The 16,128-nt window shown below is 73.0% G+C and carries 14 protein-coding genes; 4 read left to right on the forward strand and 10 right to left on the reverse strand.

Annotated elements, in window-relative coordinates; translation table 11 throughout:
* The first annotated feature begins 6 nt into the window (after nucleotides 1–6).
* Nucleotides 7–1,083 (forward strand): LacI family DNA-binding transcriptional regulator, encoded by a 1,077-nt coding sequence (locus D1825_RS17060; RefSeq protein WP_118768615.1) that lies wholly within the window; start codon nucleotides 7–9, stop codon nucleotides 1,081–1,083.
* A gap of 62 nt (nucleotides 1,084–1,145) precedes the next feature.
* Complete coding sequence (locus tag D1825_RS17065; protein ID WP_118768616.1) at nucleotides 1,146–2,849, forward strand: glycoside hydrolase family 13 protein; 1,704 nt, start codon at nucleotides 1,146–1,148, stop codon at nucleotides 2,847–2,849.
* A 3-nt stretch (nucleotides 2,850–2,852) separates the two neighbouring features.
* Here D1825_RS17065 and D1825_RS17070 read toward each other — a convergent pair whose 3' ends face one another.
* Genes D1825_RS17070 through D1825_RS17080 form a run of 3 tightly spaced genes read right to left on the reverse strand, consistent with a single transcriptional unit; the run spans nucleotide 2,853 to nucleotide 7,321 of the window.
* Entirely contained in the window at nucleotides 2,853–4,301 is a 1,449-nt protein-coding gene (locus D1825_RS17070; protein WP_118768647.1) for an alpha-amylase, read from the reverse strand.
* Nucleotides 4,302–4,356: 55 nt separating this feature from the next.
* Entirely contained in the window at nucleotides 4,357–5,013 is a 657-nt protein-coding gene (locus D1825_RS17075; protein WP_118768617.1) for a dihydrofolate reductase family protein, read from the reverse strand.
* Between the two features lie 52 nt (nucleotides 5,014–5,065).
* Nucleotides 5,066–7,321, reverse strand: a complete 2,256-nt coding sequence (locus D1825_RS17080) for a M28 family peptidase (RefSeq protein ID WP_199721632.1) — start codon at nucleotides 7,319–7,321, stop codon at nucleotides 5,066–5,068.
* 39 nt (nucleotides 7,322–7,360) lie between these two features.
* Here D1825_RS17080 and D1825_RS17085 point away from each other — a divergent pair, with 39 nt between their 5' ends.
* Nucleotides 7,361–8,254, forward strand: coding sequence for a carbohydrate kinase family protein (locus tag D1825_RS17085; protein ID WP_118768619.1), 894 nt, complete (start codon nucleotides 7,361–7,363; stop codon nucleotides 8,252–8,254).
* On the opposite strand, the gene dusB is transcribed toward D1825_RS17085, so the two are convergent.
* Complete coding sequence (gene dusB / locus D1825_RS17090) at nucleotides 8,251–9,426, reverse strand: tRNA dihydrouridine synthase DusB (RefSeq protein WP_118768620.1); 1,176 nt, start codon at nucleotides 9,424–9,426, stop codon at nucleotides 8,251–8,253. The genes D1825_RS17085 and dusB overlap by 4 nt on opposite strands.
* A 67-nt stretch (nucleotides 9,427–9,493) precedes the next feature.
* On the opposite strand from dusB, the gene D1825_RS17095 reads away from it, so the two are divergent.
* Nucleotides 9,494–10,228: a VOC family protein gene (locus D1825_RS17095; protein WP_118768621.1), complete on the forward strand. Its 735-nt coding sequence runs from the start codon at nucleotides 9,494–9,496 to the stop codon at nucleotides 10,226–10,228.
* 3 nt (nucleotides 10,229–10,231) lie between these two features.
* Here D1825_RS17095 and D1825_RS17100 read toward each other — a convergent pair whose 3' ends face one another.
* From D1825_RS17100 to D1825_RS17125, 6 genes are all read right to left on the reverse strand, one after another.
* Nucleotides 10,232–10,726 carry an AAA family ATPase gene (locus D1825_RS17100; RefSeq protein ID WP_118768622.1) on the reverse strand — a complete coding sequence of 165 codons (495 nt, stop codon included), beginning with the start codon at nucleotides 10,724–10,726 and terminating at the stop codon, nucleotides 10,232–10,234.
* Nucleotides 10,727–10,729: 3 nt separating this feature from the next.
* Nucleotides 10,730–11,335, reverse strand: coding sequence for a response regulator transcription factor (locus D1825_RS17105; protein WP_118768623.1), 606 nt, complete (start codon nucleotides 11,333–11,335; stop codon nucleotides 10,730–10,732).
* Nucleotides 11,332–12,519: a sensor histidine kinase gene (locus D1825_RS17110; RefSeq protein ID WP_147356280.1), complete on the reverse strand. Its 1,188-nt coding sequence runs from the start codon at nucleotides 12,517–12,519 to the stop codon at nucleotides 11,332–11,334. Before D1825_RS17110 ends, D1825_RS17105 begins: the two co-directional genes overlap by 4 nt.
* 77 nt (nucleotides 12,520–12,596) lie before the next feature.
* The gene (locus tag D1825_RS17115; protein ID WP_118768625.1) at nucleotides 12,597–13,367 is read right to left on the reverse strand and encodes an ABC transporter permease; all 771 of its coding nucleotides are present in this window, start codon (nucleotides 13,365–13,367) and stop codon (nucleotides 12,597–12,599) included.
* On the reverse strand, nucleotides 13,364–14,305 hold the full coding sequence (locus D1825_RS17120; RefSeq protein WP_118768626.1) for an ABC transporter ATP-binding protein: 942 nt from the start codon (nucleotides 14,303–14,305) through the stop codon (nucleotides 13,364–13,366). Before D1825_RS17120 ends, D1825_RS17115 begins: the two co-directional genes overlap by 4 nt.
* A gap of 323 nt (nucleotides 14,306–14,628) precedes the next feature.
* Nucleotides 14,629–16,014: a glycine--tRNA ligase gene (locus tag D1825_RS17125; protein WP_118768627.1), complete on the reverse strand. Its 1,386-nt coding sequence runs from the start codon at nucleotides 16,012–16,014 to the stop codon at nucleotides 14,629–14,631.
* Between the last annotated feature and the right edge of the window lie 114 nt (nucleotides 16,015–16,128).

A 16,128-nucleotide genomic window follows, 5' to 3' on the forward strand; every position in this document is an offset into this window, starting at 1 on the left:
GGTCCCGTGTCCCCTACGCTGCCCCCCGTGCGCACTCGACTGACAGACCTGGCTGAACAAGCCGGCGTCAGCACTGCCACGGTGTCGCGCGTTCTCAACGGTAAGCACGGTGTCTCGACACAGGCGCGCCAGGCGGTGCTCGCCGCGCTCGACGTCCTCGGCTACGAGCGGCCCGAGAAGCTGCGCACGCGCTCGGCGGGCCTCGTCGGCCTCGTCGTGCCCGAGCTGTCGAACCCCGTGTTCCCCGCGTTCGCGCAGGTCATCGAGTCGATGCTCACCGAGCGCGGGTACACGCCGCTGCTGTGCACGCAGTCCCCCGGTGGCACCACCGAGGACCAGTACGTCGACATGCTCCTCGAGCACGGCGTCGCCGGCATCGTGTTCGTCTCGGGCCTGCACGCCGACTCGTCGGCCTCCAAGGACCGCTACCACCGGCTGCGGTCCAGCGGCATGCCCGTCGTGCTCGTCAACGGCTTCGCCGAGGGGGTCGACGCGCCAAGCGTGTCGACCGACGACGTCGCCGCCCTGGACCTCGCGTTCCGTCACCTCGTCTCGCTGGGCCACCGGTCCATCGGGCTCGCGATCGGACCCGACCGGTTCGTCCCCGCCGCGCGCAAGCGCGCCGAGTTCACGGTCAACCTCGAGCGCCACCTCGGCATCTCCGACCCGACCGGGCACGTCGTCTCGACGCTGTTCACGGTCGAGGGCGGGCAGGCCGCGGCGCTCGAGCTGATCGATTCCGGGCACACCGCGATCATCTGCGGCTCCGACCTCATGGCCCTCGGCGCCATCCGAGCGGCCCGCTCGCGCGGGTTGTCGGTCCCGGAGGACCTGTCGGTCGTGGGCTTCGACGACTCCCCGCTGATCGCCTTCACCGACCCGCCCCTGACGACCGTGCGCCAGCCGGTCCTCGCCATGGGGCACGCGGCGGTGTCCGCGCTCGTCGCGGAGATCAGCGGCACGCCGGCGTCGCGCATCGAGCTCAAGTTCCACCCCGAGCTCATCGTGCGCGCGTCGACCGGGGCGGCGCCTCACGTCGCCGACCTGGCGGCCCACGCCGCCGCCGCGCCCGTCGCTCCCTGACGACCCGCGCCCCGCTCCCGCGTCACCCCCTGATTCGTCATACCCGAAAGGCGCACGCCCCCGTGACCTCGCTCGACACCCGCCCCGCCCTCGTTCATGCCCCGTCCGCCACGGACGGTGAGTGGTGGCGGCACGCCGTCATCTACCAGGTCTACCCGCGCTCGTTCGCGGACGGCTCCGGGGACGGCATCGGCGACCTGCCGGGCATCACGTCCCGCCTGCCCCACCTCGCCGAGCTCGGCGTCGACGCCGTGTGGCTCTCGCCGTTCTACCGCTCCCCGCAGGCCGACGCGGGCTACGACGTGGCCGACTACCGCGCGGTCGACCCGCTGTTCGGCACGCTCGACGACTTCGACGCCCTCCTGCTGCGCGCGCACGACCTGGGCCTGCGCGTGATCGTCGACCTCGTGCCGAACCACACGTCCGACGAGCACGTCTGGTTCGAGGCCGCCATGGCCGCCGGGCCAGGCTCGGCGGAGCGCGAGCGGTACCTGTTCCGCGAGGGCCGGGGTCCCGCCGGCGAGCTGCCGCCGAACAACTGGCAGTCGATCTTCGGCGGGCCCGCCTGGACGCGCGTCGCCGACGGCCAGTGGTACCTGCACCTGTTCGACTCGCGCCAGCCCGACCTCAACTGGGAGCACCCCGAGGTCCGCTCCGAGTTCGAGGACGTGCTGCGGTTCTGGCTCGACCGCGGGGTCGACGGCTTCCGCATCGACGTCGCGCACGGCATGGTCAAGGAGCCGGGGCTGCCCGACTGGGACGGCCACGTCTCGATGATCGAGGGCTCGGACGACGCCGCCTCCCCCGAGGACGCCGTGTCCGGCGCCGGCAACCAGGGCCCGATGTTCGACCAGGACGGCGTGCACGAGATCTACCGGGCCTGGAACCGCGTGCTCGCGCAGTACGCGGGCGACCGCGCGCTCGTCGCCGAGGCGTGGGTCGAGCCGCTGTCCCGCCTGGCCCGCTACGTGCGGCCCGACGAGATGCAGCAGGCCTTCAACTTCGCGTTCCTCGCGACGCTGTGGGACGCCCCCGCGCTGCGCTCGGTGATCGAGGCCTCGTACGTCACGGCCGACTCCGTGGGTGCGCCCACCACCTGGGTGCTGTCCAACCACGACGTGGTGCGGCACGCCTCGCGCCTCGGCCTCGCGGAGGCCGGCTCGCGCCCCAACGGCATCGGCCACGGCGACGAGCAGCCCGACGAGGAGCTCGGCCTGCGCCGGGCCCGCGCCGCGACCCTGCTCATGCTCGGCCTGCCGGGCTCGGCGTACCTGTACCAGGGCGAGGAGCTCGGCCTGCCCGACCACACCGCGCTGCCCGACCAACTGCGCCAGGACCCCGCGTTCTTCCGGACCGGCGGCGCCGAGCGCGGTCGCGACGGCTGCCGCGTGCCGCTGCCGTGGGCGGCCGACGAGGCCGGCTTCGGCTTCTCGCCGACCGGCGTGACCTGGCTCCCCCAGCCCGCGTCGTGGGCCGCGTACGCGTTGGACGCGCAGCGTGGTGTCGCGGGCTCGACGTACGAGACCTACCGCGGCGCGCTCGCGCTGCGGCGGGCCGAGCACCTCGGCACGGGTGGCCTGACCTGGGACAACGCGTTCGGCGACGAGGTCATCGCGTTCGAGAACCGCGACGTCCTCGTCGTGGCCAACCTCGGTGCCGACCCGGTCGAGCTGCCGGTCGGGCTCACCGTGCTGGCCTCGTCGGGCGACCTGCCGGACGCGACCACCCTCCCCGGCGACACGACGATCTGGGCGCGCCGCGCCTGAACCTCAGGGACGGCCGGACACGTCGAACGCCTGCGCGCTGCGCGCGGGAACGGTGACGCTGATCCGGCCGTCCTCGACCTTCGCCTCCGCACATCCGGCGGCGAGCACGTCGCAGTAGTCGCCGTCGGCCAGGCTCGTAGCGAGCGTCGTCGTCAGAGCGTCGTCGCCCGCGTTGACCACGACGAACCCGCGCTGCCCGCGCCCCAACGCGACCGCCTCGCCCTGCGACCAGGTGTCGACGACCGGGGCATCGCCCACCACGCCGCGCCAGCCGACCATCCCGGCGATCGCCGGCCAGCGGTGCTGGCACACCCACGTCGCGTCGGTCCCCGGCCCGGCGTCGGCCGCGCACGACGCGTCGAGCACCGCGCCGGCCGCATCCTGCGGCGGTCCCGCGTCGGTGTCCTCGAACGCGTACCCCGAGTACACCTGCGGCGTGCCGTAGACCCCGCCGAGCATGAGGACGTTCGCGATCGCGTAGTCGACGTCGCGGTAGCTCAGGGTCGAGCCGTTGCGCTCGGTGTCGTGGTTGTCGACGAACACCACGGCGTCGTCGGACGGCACGTAGCGCGCGCTCGCCGTGCCGAGGTCCAGCGCGAGACCCGGCGACCCGGCCAGGACGCCCTGGAGCTCCTTGCCGTACGTGAACTCGTAGACCTGCCCGTTGCCCAGGTACTGCTCGGGCGTGATCGGCTCGTTCGAGCCGCGGATCACCTCCTGCGCGATGGCGGTCCCCGGCGGCAGCGGCGCGACGATCGCGGCGATGTCCGCGGGCGCCATGTGCTTGGCGGCGTCGATGCGGAACCCGTCGACGCCGAGCGAGACGAGGTCCTGCAGGTAGGCGGTGAGCGTGGCGCGCACGTGCGCCGAGCCCGTGTCGAGGTCCGCGAGGTTGACCAGCTCGCACGTCTGCACCTCGTCGGCGTCGAGGTAGCTCCCGATGTCGTCGCCCTCGGTGAGGCCGCAGTGGTGGAAGTCCCGCGGGGTCCAGATGCCGGGGTACGTATAGTGCTCGAACGACGAGCCGGCCCAGCCGACGCCGGGCTCGTCCTGGCCGGTCATGTGGTTGACGACCGCGTCCGCCCACACGTCGACGCCCGCCGCGTGGCAGGTCTGCACCATCGCCGCGAACTGCTCGCGGGTGCCGAGACGCGACTCGATACGGTAGCTCACGGGCTGGTAGGCGGTCCACCACGGCGATCCGGTGATGTGCTCCTGCGGCGGCGACGTCAGCACCCACGCGTAGCCGGCCGGACCGAGCTCGTCGGTGCACTCGCGCGCGATGGCGTCCCAGGTCCACTGGAACAGCTGCACGCCCACGTCGTGACCCGAGCCGTCGGTCGCTGGCTCGGCGGCCGGGTCGGGCGCGGGTGCGGGTGCGGAGCAGGCGGCCAGGAGCGCCAGCAGCGCACCGAGGACGCCGAGCACGGCGGCTCGTCGGAATCTCGTCATCGTCACCCCGTCGGCGGGCTGCAACGTTGCAGCAACTTGCAGAACGGGGTTCAGGCTAGCGCGGCTTGCGCGTGAGGATCAGGTGGACCACGCCGGACGGGGACGGGGTCGCCTCGATCTCGAAGCGCTCCTCGAGCCCCTCGAGACCGTCCCAGAGGCGCTCGCCGCGGCCCAGGACGATCGGCGCGACGACGACGTGCAGGTGGTCGATCAGGTCCGCCTCGAGGAACTGGCGCACCGTCTCGACGCCGCCGCCGATCCGCACGTCCAGGTCACCGGCCAGGGCGCGGGCCTGCTCGAGCGCTGCCGCGGGGTCGGCGTCGACGAAGTGGAACGTCGTCCCGCCCTCCATCTCGAGCACCGGGCGCGGGTGGTGCGTGAGGACGACGACGGGGGTGTGGAACACCGGGTCGTCGCCCCACCAGCCCTTCCACTCCTCGTCCTGCCACGGGCCGCGCTGCGGGCCGAACTTGTTGCGGCCCATGATCTCCACGCCGATGCCGGTGGCCCACTGGCTGGCGAACGACTCGTCGACCCCGAACGACGCCTCCCCCTCGCCGTGCATGCCCATCCCGCGGAACGTGCGGGTCGGGAAGGCCCACGCCATGAGCCGGTGGCCGGCGTGCCCGAACGGGGCCTCGAGGCTCTGGCCCTCGCCGGTGCCGAAGCCGTCGAGCGAGATCGTGAAGTTGTGCACGCGGACGAGGGACATGCCATCTCCTGGGGTTGCTGAGCCGTTGGCCAGATCCAAGCACCGACCACTGTCAGAGGGTCACCGTCGTCCCGACGAGCACCAGCTCGGAGGTGTGCGACCCCTCGATCCCGACGCCCGTCGGACGGGCGCGGAACCCGGGCAGGTCGGCCAACCCGTCGCTGCCGTCGGTCACGCGCACCTCGACCGGATCCGCCGTCGCCAGGGTCAGCGTCACGTGGACGCCGTCGGCCGGGGGCGCGTTGAAGACGACGTCGAACGTGCCGTCGGTGACCGGCACGTCGCGCCCCTCGACCGTCGCCGTCCGCACGCCGGACGCGGTCAGCCCCACGAGCCGCACCGCGCGCTTCGGCGTGACGGTGAAGCTCACCGCGCTGCCCGTGCGCGTGACGTCGCCCACGACCGGCGCGGGCAGGTCGGCGGCCTCGGCCGGGCCCGTCGCCTCGTCCGCGGTCAGCATCGGGAACTTCGCCGACAGGTCCTCGTGCCCCGTGACGAACTGGCTCGTCCACGTGCTCGGCTCGATTTCCTGGCTCGCCCACCACGCCTGCCCCGAGTCGGCGTCGAGCGCGTACATGAGCTGCGTGGGCAGCGGGTGGCGCGCGTCGAACTGGTCGACGACGAGCCCCACGCCCAGGCAGACCACGGTCGCAGCACCGGCGACGACGGCCGGCAGCGCCCGGCCCCGGCCGCGCGGGATCGCGCCGTCCAGGACGGGGAGCAGCACCATGCCGAGCAGCACCGCGAACAGCGCCGGCGCGGCACCGGTCGCCAGGCCCAGCGCGGGCATGAACAGCAGCACGATCGGCGCGAGCACGACGACCGCGATCGCCCCGGCGACCGTGTGCGCCACGAGGCCGCCCGTGTCGCTGCGCACGAGCACCGCGACGATCCCGGCGAGCCCGCCCGCCAGGGCGGGCAGCGCGGCGAGGTAGGACCCCCCGGGCGTGAGCGCGGCCAGCACCACGCCGAGCAGCGCGAGCCACGCCAGCGCGCCGACCGCGAGCGCGGTGGCACCGACGCGGTTGCGCAGCGCGGTGTACCAGGTGAGCAGCACGGTCGCGACGAGCAGCACGAGCCCCGCGCGGAACCACCAGGGCCGCCACGGGTCGATCATCTCGCCGTACCCGGGCCGGATGGCGACGAGCGCGAGCCACAGGAGCTGGGCGAGGACCGCGACCGCGACGATGGGCACGACGCCGAGCAGCAGGGCCGCCACGAGCCGTCGTCGGGCGACCAGGCCCCGCCGCACGGCGACGACGCCGAACGCCGCGACGGCCAGCACGGCCGCGACCGCGAACGGCCACACGAGCCAGCCGGGGTAGCGCACGAGCGTGCCGGGCGCCGGGAAGTAGGTGGCGTCGCCCGACGAGGGCTGCGCGAGCTCGGCCACGTCGCCGTTGCCGAACGAGCGGGCCAGCGCGAGCGCGTTCGAGCCGTGGTGCTGCAGGCTCGCCTTGTCCATGTACTCGGGGCGGTCCTCGGGCGAGTGGTAGACCGCCGAGCCGTCGATGTACGCGCTGTTCAGGCCCGTGAACCGGTCCTGCTCGCGGAACGGGGTGAAGTCGGTGTCGTTCGGCAGGATCCGGTAGACCTCGACGGCCATGCTGCTGCCGACCGGGTAGGGCACCTGGGCGTACTCGTCGACCAGGGCGGCGTTGCCTCGCGACGTCTCGAACATGATCGCCGGGCCCGACGCGCCGCGGGCCTCGAAGTTGAGCACCACTCCCCCGTCGGCGGCGAGCGGGTCGTCGTGCACGAACGCCTCGGCGCCGCACAGGCACGCCTCCTCGGCGTCGGTGAACACCAGCACGATGTCGTTGCGCAGCGGCTCGCCCTGCGTCAGCGCGCGGGCCGTCTCGAGGAGCGTGGACGTGCCGGCGCCGTCGTCGTTCGCGCCGTAGGAGACCTGCACGGAGTCGTAGTGGGCGACCATGAAGACGCGACCGGTCGAGTCGGTTCCCGGGATCACCGCGACCACGTTGTTCACGTGCGCCAGCCCGTAGGTGGAGCCGAGCGCGCCGGTCGCGCCGACTCCCTCGTGCACCTCGGGGCTCAGGCCCAGGCCGGTGAGCGTGTCGACGATGTGCTGGCGGACCGTGCCCGCCGCCTTGCTGCCGGCGACGTGCACCTCCTGACCGATGGTCTCGACGTGGTCGAAAGCCCGGGCGGCGCTGAACTGGTCGGCGGGTGCGTCCTCACCCTTCGGGGCCGGTGGCCACACGGACCACAGGCTGAGGAAGGTGAGGGCGGCAAGGACGACGAGGGCGGCGAGCGTCATCGCCCGCGGCCGGAGCTGCTGATCCACGCGCCCATGATCGCATCGGGCCACCGCTAGGTTGGCGCCATGGCGAACGTCCTGGTCAACGGCGCGGCGGCGTGGAACACCCTCGTGCGCGTCCCGTCCCTGCCCGAGCCGCGCTCGCACATGCTGTTCGCGAGCGGGCACCACGACGGGCTCGGCGGGACCTCGGCGGGCAAGGCCGTGACGCTGGCCGCGCTCGGGGTCGACGTCACCCTCGCGACGCTGCTGGGCTCCGACGCGCCGGCCGACCTCGTCCGCGAGGCCCTCACGCACCCTCGCCTCACGGTGCTGGCCTCGCCGGCGCGCGACGGACGCACCGAGCGGCACGTCAACCTCATGGCCGACGACGGCTCACGCGTCTCGATCTACCTCGAGCTGCCCGCCTCCACCGGCACCCCGCCCGAGGTCCTCGCCGCGCTCGACTCCGCGTCCGTGGCCGTGCTGGACCTCGCCGACTCCTCGCTGCCGCTGCTCGCCGCTGCCCGCTCGCGTGGTGTGCCGGTCTGGTGCGACGTGCACGACGACGACGGGACGGGCGAGTACGCCCGGCCGTTCGCCGACGCGGCCGACGTGCTGCTGGTCAGCGCGGACCGCCTGGCCGACCCGCGCGCCTACCTGCGCTCCCGCGTGGACGCCGGCTGCCGGCTCGCGATCTGCACGGACGGCGCGCGCGGGGCGATCGCACTCGACGCCGACGGGTGGTGGTCGGTCGGCACCGCACCGGTCGAGACCGTCGCCGACACCAACGGCGCGGGCGACGCGTTCTTCGCCGGCCTGCTCAGCGGGACGCTCGACGGGCTCGGCACGGGCGGCGCGCTGGCGCGTGCCTCCGCGACGGGCGCTCTGGCGGTCGCGACGACCGACCTCGGAGCGCCCCGGGCGACCGCGGCGGAGGCCGACGCGCTCGCCCGCTCGGTCGTCGTACGGCGGGACTAGCCCCCGGAGACGCTGAGCTCGGCCTCGTGCAGGTCGCGCGCGAACTCCTCGGACAGCTCGCGCGAGTCGAGCCAGCCGTACGGCAGGATCGGGCGCTTGGGCGACCCGGCGCGGCCACGCTGACCCTCGGCGGCCTCGCCCGGGTACGGCTGGTCCAGGTCGAGCCCGGCGAGCCGGTCGTCGAGCTCGGCCATCGTCGAGACCAGGCCGAGCGCCGCACGGGTCTCGCCGCCCACCACGTAGCCCTTGAAGTACCAGGCCATGTGCTTGCGCATCTCGCGCAGCGCCTTCGACTCCTCGCCGAAGTGCTCGACCATGAGCTCGGCGTGGCGGCGCACGACGGTCGCGACGTAGCCCAGGCCCGGCCGGATGCGCTCGTCGGACCCGGCGAACGCGGCCGCGAGGTCCGCGAACAGCCACGGCCGGCCCTGGCAGCCGCGCCCGACGACGACGCCGTCGCAGCCGGTCTGCGCGACCATCTCGAGCGCGTCCTCGGCGGACCAGATGTCGCCGTTGCCGAGCACCGGGATGTCGGTGACCGTCTCCTTGAGGCGCGCGATCGACTCCCAGTCGGCCGTGCCGGAGTAGTAGTCGGCCGCGGTGCGGGCGTGCAGCGCGACGGCCGCGACGCCCACCTCCTGCGCGACGAGGCCCGCCTCGAGGTACGTCAGGTGGTCCTCGTCGATGCCCTTGCGCATCTTGACCGTGACGGGCACGCCGTACGGCGATGCCGCCTCGACCGCCGACGAGACGATCGAGCGGAACAGGTCCCGCTTCCAGGGCAGCACGGCTCCCCCGCCGCGGCGGGTCACCTTGGGGACGGGGCAGCCGAAGTTGAGGTCGACGTGGTCCGCGCGGTCCTCGCTCGCGATCAACCTGACGGCCGCGGCGACCGTGGCCGGGTCGACGCCGTAGACCTGAACGCTGCGGGGACGCTCGTCGGGCTCGTGCGAGATGATCCGCATCGACTCCTCGCCCCGCTCGACCAGGGCGCGGCTCGTCACCATCTCCGCGACGTACAGCCCGGCGCCGGACTCGCGGCACAGGCGGCGGAACGCGGCGTTGGTGACCCCGGCCATGGGCGCGAGGACCACGGGGGTGTCGATGGTCAGGGGCCCGATCCGCAGCGGCGGGAGCACGGACGTGCCCGTGCTCGCAGTGGTCGTGGTCATGACACCCAGTGTCCCATCCCGCCCTCTCCACCGGTGAACCACGAGGCCAACGGCTACGTTTGCGCTCATGCCCCTGCAGCTCGTCCAGGTCAACATCAAGGCGCGCGACGACGACGCCGTCGGCCGGTTCTGGGCCGAGGCGCTCGGCTGGGCGGTGTCCAGCGAGGCGCCAGGCGTGACGAACGTCGAGCCCGCCGGGTTCGCGTGGCCCGACCCGAGCGCCGTCTGCATCGACGTCGTCGCCGTGCCCGACCCGGGCTCGGTGCACTACCGCGCGCACCTCGACCTCGCGAGCACCTCGCTCGCCCACCAGGCCGCGCTGGTCGCACGGTTCCAGGGCCTGGGCGCGACGCTCGCCGACATCGGCCAGGGCGACGTGCCATGGGTCGTCATGGCCGATCCCGAGGGCAACCTCTTCTGCGTGCTCGAGCCCCGCGCGCTGTACGCCGACACCGGACCGATCGCCACGATCGTCGTCGACTGCGCCGACCCGCGGGCGCTCGCCGCCTTCTGGGGCCAGGCGACCGGCTGGGTCGTCGACGAGGTGACCGACGACCACGCGCGGCTGCGGGCACCCGAGGGTGTCGGGCCCTACCTCGAGCTGCTCCGGGCCCCCGACGCGGCTGCCGTCCACCGCATCCACCTCGACCTGCTGCCGTCCCCGGTCGAGGAGCAGGCGGCGGAGGTGGCACGCCTGCGCGCGCTGGGCGCGACCGACGCCGACGTGGGCCAGGGCGAGGTGCCCTGGGTCTGCCTGGCCGACCCCGAGGGCAACGAGTTCTGCGTGCTCGGCCGGCACTGACGCCTAGAGGTCGCAGTGCCGCAGGATCTCGTCGACCACGGCCTCGATCGGGGCCGTCGCGTCGATCGCGATCCCCTGCTGCGGCACGTCCCCCTTCGTCGCGTGCCAGTGCTCGATGCGCGCACGCTCGGTCGGCTTCCCACCGCCCCACTCCTCGTCGGGCCGTGCGTCGAGCCGACGGTTGAGCGTGACCAGGTCGACCTCGAGCACGAAGACGGCGTCGAACAGGTCGATGAACTTCGGGAAGTTCCGCGACCCGCCGCAGAAGAAGGTGGCCGGGTCCGCCCGGTCGGCCGCCAGCGCGCGGACCTGGTCGACGTCCCAGATGTGGTGCTCGTGCAGGCCGGCGTCCGTCCGCTCCCCGGTCTCGGGATCGCCCTGGTAGGCGAGCACGCGGTCGCCGTGGACGACGTGGAACCCGCGCCGCGCCAGCTCGTCGGCGACCGTGGTCTTGCCCGTGCCGGACAGGCCCTCGACCAGGTAGTTCCGCGCGCCCATCGCCTACAGCCAGCCGTTGTCCTGCGCGATGCGGGCCGCCTCCGCGCGGGTGCGCGCACCCGTCTTGCCCATCGCCGCCGAGAGGTAGTTGCGCACGGTCCCCTCGGACAGGAACGTCCCGGCCGCGATGTCGGCGACGGTCCCGCCGCCCGCGGCGGCGACCAGCACGTACCGCTCGCGCTCGGTCAGCGGCGAGGACCCGACGGTCAGCGACTCGACGGCGAGGTCGGGGTCGACCACGCGCAGCCCGCGGTGCACGCGCCGGACCGCGTCGGCGAGCTGCTCGGCCGGGGTGTCCTTGACGACGAACCCGCTGGCCCCCGCGTCGAGCGCGCGGCGCAGGTAGCCCGGCCGCCCGAAGGTCGTGACGATCAGCGAGCGGCACGTCGGCAGCGCGCGGTGCAGCTCGGCCGCGACGGTGATGCCGTCGAGGCCGGGCATCTCGACGTCGAGCAGCGCCACGTCCACCGCGTGCGCGCGAGCGGCGGCCAGCACCTCGTCGCCGCGACCCACCTGCGCCGCGACCTCGAGGTCCGCCTCGAGGTCGAGCAGTGCCGCGAGGGCACCGCGCACCAGTGCCTGGTCGTCGGCCAGGAGCAGTCGGATCACGGGGTGGCCTCCCGGGTCGTGACCAGCAGGCGGAAGCCGCCGAGCGGGCTCGTGGACACCTCGACGCGCGCGCCGGCCGACCGCGCGCGCTCGACGAGCCCGTGCAGGCCGTTGCCGCGCTCATCGGCGGCCGGGCCCGTGCCGTCGTCGTCGACCGTCAGGGTCTCCGCCGTCATGGCGATCTGCACGTGCGACGCCGCGGAGTGCCGCAGGACGTTGGTGGTGCCCTCGCGGATCGCCCACGCGAACAGGACGCGCAGCTCGTCGGGCACCTCGTCGATCGTGCCGGGCACGACGGCCTCGATCGCGGCCGAGTCGAACGCCTGGCGTGCGCCGGCGAGCTCCCCGGCCAGGGTCACGGCGCGGGTCGCGGTCACCATGCCGCGCACGTCCGCGAGCGCGGTCCGGGCCAGCGTCTGCACCTCGAGCATCTCCGTCCGCGAGCGCGCGGGATCGACCTCGAACAGCTTCGCGGCCAGCTCGGCCTTGACCGAGATGACCGTCAGCGAGTGGCCGAGCACGTCGTGCATGTCCCGCGCGATGCGCTCACGCTCGCGCTCCACGGCCAGCACCGCGACCTCGTCGCGCGCGACCTGCAGCTGGCGGTTGCGCATCACGAGCTGGGTGAACCCGAACACGGCGACCGACGCGAGGACCACGGAGATGACCAGGTCGTCGATCGTCTCCCAGCCCGGGACGAGCCGCGGGACGACGACGATCACCACGGACGACCCCAGCGCCAGGCCGAGCGCGCGCGGGTCGCGGAGCAGGAAGATGCCTGACACGCAGATGAAGACGAGCCCGACGAGCCCGTCCTGGTCCGCGGCCAGGCAGGCCAGCGCGACGAGCACGCCCTGTCCCGCCAGGAAGGGCACGGCCCGACGCAGCGGCATCGTCCGGCCGTGGGGGCCCGCGTGCGTGAAGACGACCCACGCGAAGCTGAAGGCCAGCGCGAGCACCGCGAGGAGCGAGACGACCCGCTCCCAGCCGGCCGCGCTGTCCCACGCCGCCTGCCACGGCTGCAGCAGGAACACGGCCCAGACGATCCCCATCACCGGACCGAGCACACGCATCGTGCGGCGCGCGCGTCCGGGAGGCAGGTCCTCGCGGCCCGGGCGGGTGACGTACAGCGCGGTGTCGCCCTGCGGCCAGTCCTCCCGGACGCGTCGGTACCAGCTCGTCACGGCGCCCACGCTATCGCCCGCGCACGGGCGCGACCCGGCGCCGCTCGGGCTGCCGGGTCGCGCCTCGTGGGTGCTGGTCACACCCGCGCCGTGTCCCGGCGGAACCGCCAGGCCGCGCCGACGACGAACACGATGCCCCAGACCACGACGTTGACGACGGCCCACATCGACACGCCCTCGTCGGTGATCGGGCCGCGCACGATCTCGGCCAGGCCGTAGGTCGGCACGAACTGCGCGATGGTCGCGAAGACCCCGTCTCCGAGCGGCATGAACAGCCCACCGGCGAAGGACAGCAGCGCGAGCACCGGGCCGAGGACCTGCATGACGTTCTCGGACGGCAGCAGGTACCCCATGAAGAGCCCGAAGGCGGCGAACACCGAGGACCCGACCCAGGCGAGCGCGAGCGACACCAGGATGCGGGAGGTGTCGCCGGTCGCGCCCGAGGCCATGCCGACGGCAGCGGTCACGACGACGGCTCCGAGCCCCATCACCATGGCCACCGCGACCTTCGTCGCGACGTAGGTCACCGGGCTCAGCGGCGTGAGCCGCAGCTGGCGGGTCCAGCCCTGCGCCCGCTCGATGGAGACGCTCGCCCCGCCGCTCGTCGTGGACAGGATCGCGCCGTACAGGGCCATCGAGATCATGATCCAGGCGGTCACGTTCGCGTGCCCGACGGACTCGGTCTTGTAGCTGCTCACCGTGCCGAACAGCAGGAAGAACACGGGCGGCATGACGAGCGTGAAGATGATCCCGCGGCGGTTGCGCAGCAGCCGGCGCAGCTCGATCGTCAGGTAGGTGCTGTTGAGCCCGCGGCGGGCCCGCGTGGCGGGGACGGCGATGGCGGTCATGCGATGCTCCCGGTGGACTCGGCGTGGTCGGTGGTCAGGGCCAGGAACGCGTCCTCGAGCCCGCGTGCGGCGATCTCGAGGTCGGTCGCGTCCGTGGCGGTCAGCAGGTGGCGGGCGACCGCGTCGGAGTCCGTGGTCCGGATGATCACGCGCTCGCGCCGTACCTCGACGTCCTGAACGCCGGGCAGAGCCCGCAGCGCGGCCTCGTCGAGCGGGCCTGCGAACGACGCCGACACGACACGGCCCGACGTCAGGCTCTTGACCTGCGCGGCCGAGCCGTCGGCGACGATGCGCCCGTGGCTGACCAGCACGATGCGGTCCGCGTACGCGTCCGCCTCCTCGAGGTAGTGCGTCGCGAAGATGATCGTGCGACCGCGAGCGGCGTCGGCGCGCAGCGCGTTCCAGAAGTCGCGCCGCCCCTCGACGTCCATGCCGGTCGTCGGCTCGTCGAGCACGATGACGTCGGGGTCGGGCAGCAGCGCGAGCGCGAACCGCAGCCGCTGCTGCTGACCGCCCGAGCACTTGCCGACGCGGCGGTCGGCGATGTCGGCAATGCCGGCCCGCTCCATGACCTCCTTCGGCGACCGCGTGCCGCGGAAGAACGAGGCGGTCAGCTCGATCGTCTCGGCGACGGTCAGGTCCTTGAGCAGCCCACCGCTCTGCATGACCGCGGACACGCGGCCCGCAGCGATCGCGGAGGTCGGCTCGAGGCCGAGCACCTGCACCGTGCCCTCGTCGGGCTCGGCCAGGCCGAGCAGCATGTCGATCGTGGTCGTCTTGCCGGCGCCGTTCGGGCCGAGGAACGCGACGACCTCGCCGGGCCGCACGGCCAGGTCCAGGCCGTCGACGGCACGCACGGTGCCGAAGGACTTGCGCAGTCCGCGCAGGTCGAGCGCGAGGGTCCCCGTGACGGGGGTGTCGAGCAGCTCTGTGGTCATGACTCGATCCTGGCGGTCCCGCGGCGGGCGCTCACCCGCCGTGCGTCACGACTCGCACATGACGGATGTCACGACTCAACCTGCGGACCGGTGCGGGCCACGCGCGACGAGCAGTTCACGGTCTCCATAGCCGCGCACCAAAGATCTCTGCGCAGACGCGTCAACCGTTCGCGGCGCTCGTGCGTCTGCCAGATAGACCGTCTCGCCGCCGTCGCGGTGCGGTCGATTCTGGCGCCGCACGGGCGCTGTCTGACGACGCGCACGACTGACCCGGTGGGTCTGGGGGTCCGGGTCAGTCGTGCGGTCGGCGCGCTCAGCGCAGGTCAGGCACCGATCAGGCGTGCCGCGAGGTAGCTCGTCACCTGGTCGAGCGAGACGCGCTCCTGCGTCATGTCGTCACGGTGGCGGATCGTCACGGCCTGGTCCTCGAGCGTGTCGAAGTCCACCGTGATGCAGAACGGCGTGCCGATCTCGTCCTGGCGGCGGTAGCGACGGCCGATCGCGCCGGCGTCGTCGAAGTCGACGTTCCAGTTGCGACGCAGCTCGGCCGCGAGGTCGCGGGCCTTGGGCGACAGCGACTCGTTACGCGACAGCGGCAGCACCGCGGCCTTGACGGGCGCGAGGCGCGGGTCGAGCTTGAGCACGACGCGGGTGTCGACGCCGCCCTTGGTGTTGGGCGCCTCGTCCTCAGTGTAGGACTCGACGAGGAACGCCATGAGCGAGCGCGTCAGGCCGGCGGCCGGCTCGATGACGTACGGGACGTAGCGCTCGTTCTTGGCCTGGTCGAAGAACGACAGGTCCTGGCCCGAGTGCTCGGTGTGCGTCTTGAGGTCGAAGTCGGTGCGGTTGGCGATGCCTTCGAGCTCGCCCCACTCACTGCCCTGGAAGCCGAAGCGGTACTCGATGTCGACGGTGCGCTTGGAGTAGTGCGACAGTTTCTCGGCCGGGTGCTCGTAGTGGCGCAGGTTGTCGCGCGCGATGCCCAGGTCCGTGTACCAGTCGGTGCGCCGGTCGATCCAGTACTGGTGCCAGGTCTCGTCGGTGCCGGGCTCGACGAAGAACTCCATCTCCATCTGCTCGAACTCACGTGTGCGGAAGATGAAGTTGCCGGGCGTGATCTCGTTGCGGAACGACTTGCCGATCTGGCCGATGCCGAACGGCGGGCGCATCCGGGCCGTGGAGTAGACGTTCTTGAAGTTCACGAAGATGCCCTGCGCGGTCTCGGGCCGCAGGTAGTGCAGGCCGGACTCGTCCTCGACCGGGCCGAGGTAGGTCTTGAGCATCATGTTGAAGTCACGCGGCTCGGTCCACTGACCGCGGGTGCCGCAGTTGGGGCACGCGATGTCCGCGAGGCCGTTCTCGGGAGCGCGGCCCTTCTTCTCCTCGAACTCCTCAAGCATGTGGTCCTCGCGGAACCGCTTGTGGCAGCTCAGGCACTCGGTGAGCGGGTCGGTGAAGACGCCGACGTGGCCCGACGCGACCCAGGTCTGGCGCGGCAGGATCACCGAGGAGTCGAGGCCTACGATGTCGTCACGGCTGGTGACCATCGTCCGCCACCACTGGCGCTTGATGTTCTCCTTGAGCTCCACGCCGAGCGGGCCGTAGTCCCACGCGGACCGCGTTCCTCCGTAGATCTCACCGCTCGGGAAGACGAAGCCACGGCGCTTCGCGAGGGAGACGACGGAATCGAGACGGGACGGTGCAGCCACGAGGGTTCACTCCAGGGGTTGGCCCGCTGCTGGGTGCGGCGGGCGGATGACCGCGACCGGGTGCCGCGGGATGAGCCTGCTCAGGCTACCGGCCGCACCGGCGCGCCGCCGTGC

The organism is Cellulomonas rhizosphaerae (assembly GCF_003470205.1).
Taxonomy (GTDB): Bacteria; Actinomycetota; Actinomycetes; order Actinomycetales; family Cellulomonadaceae; genus Cellulomonas; species Cellulomonas rhizosphaerae.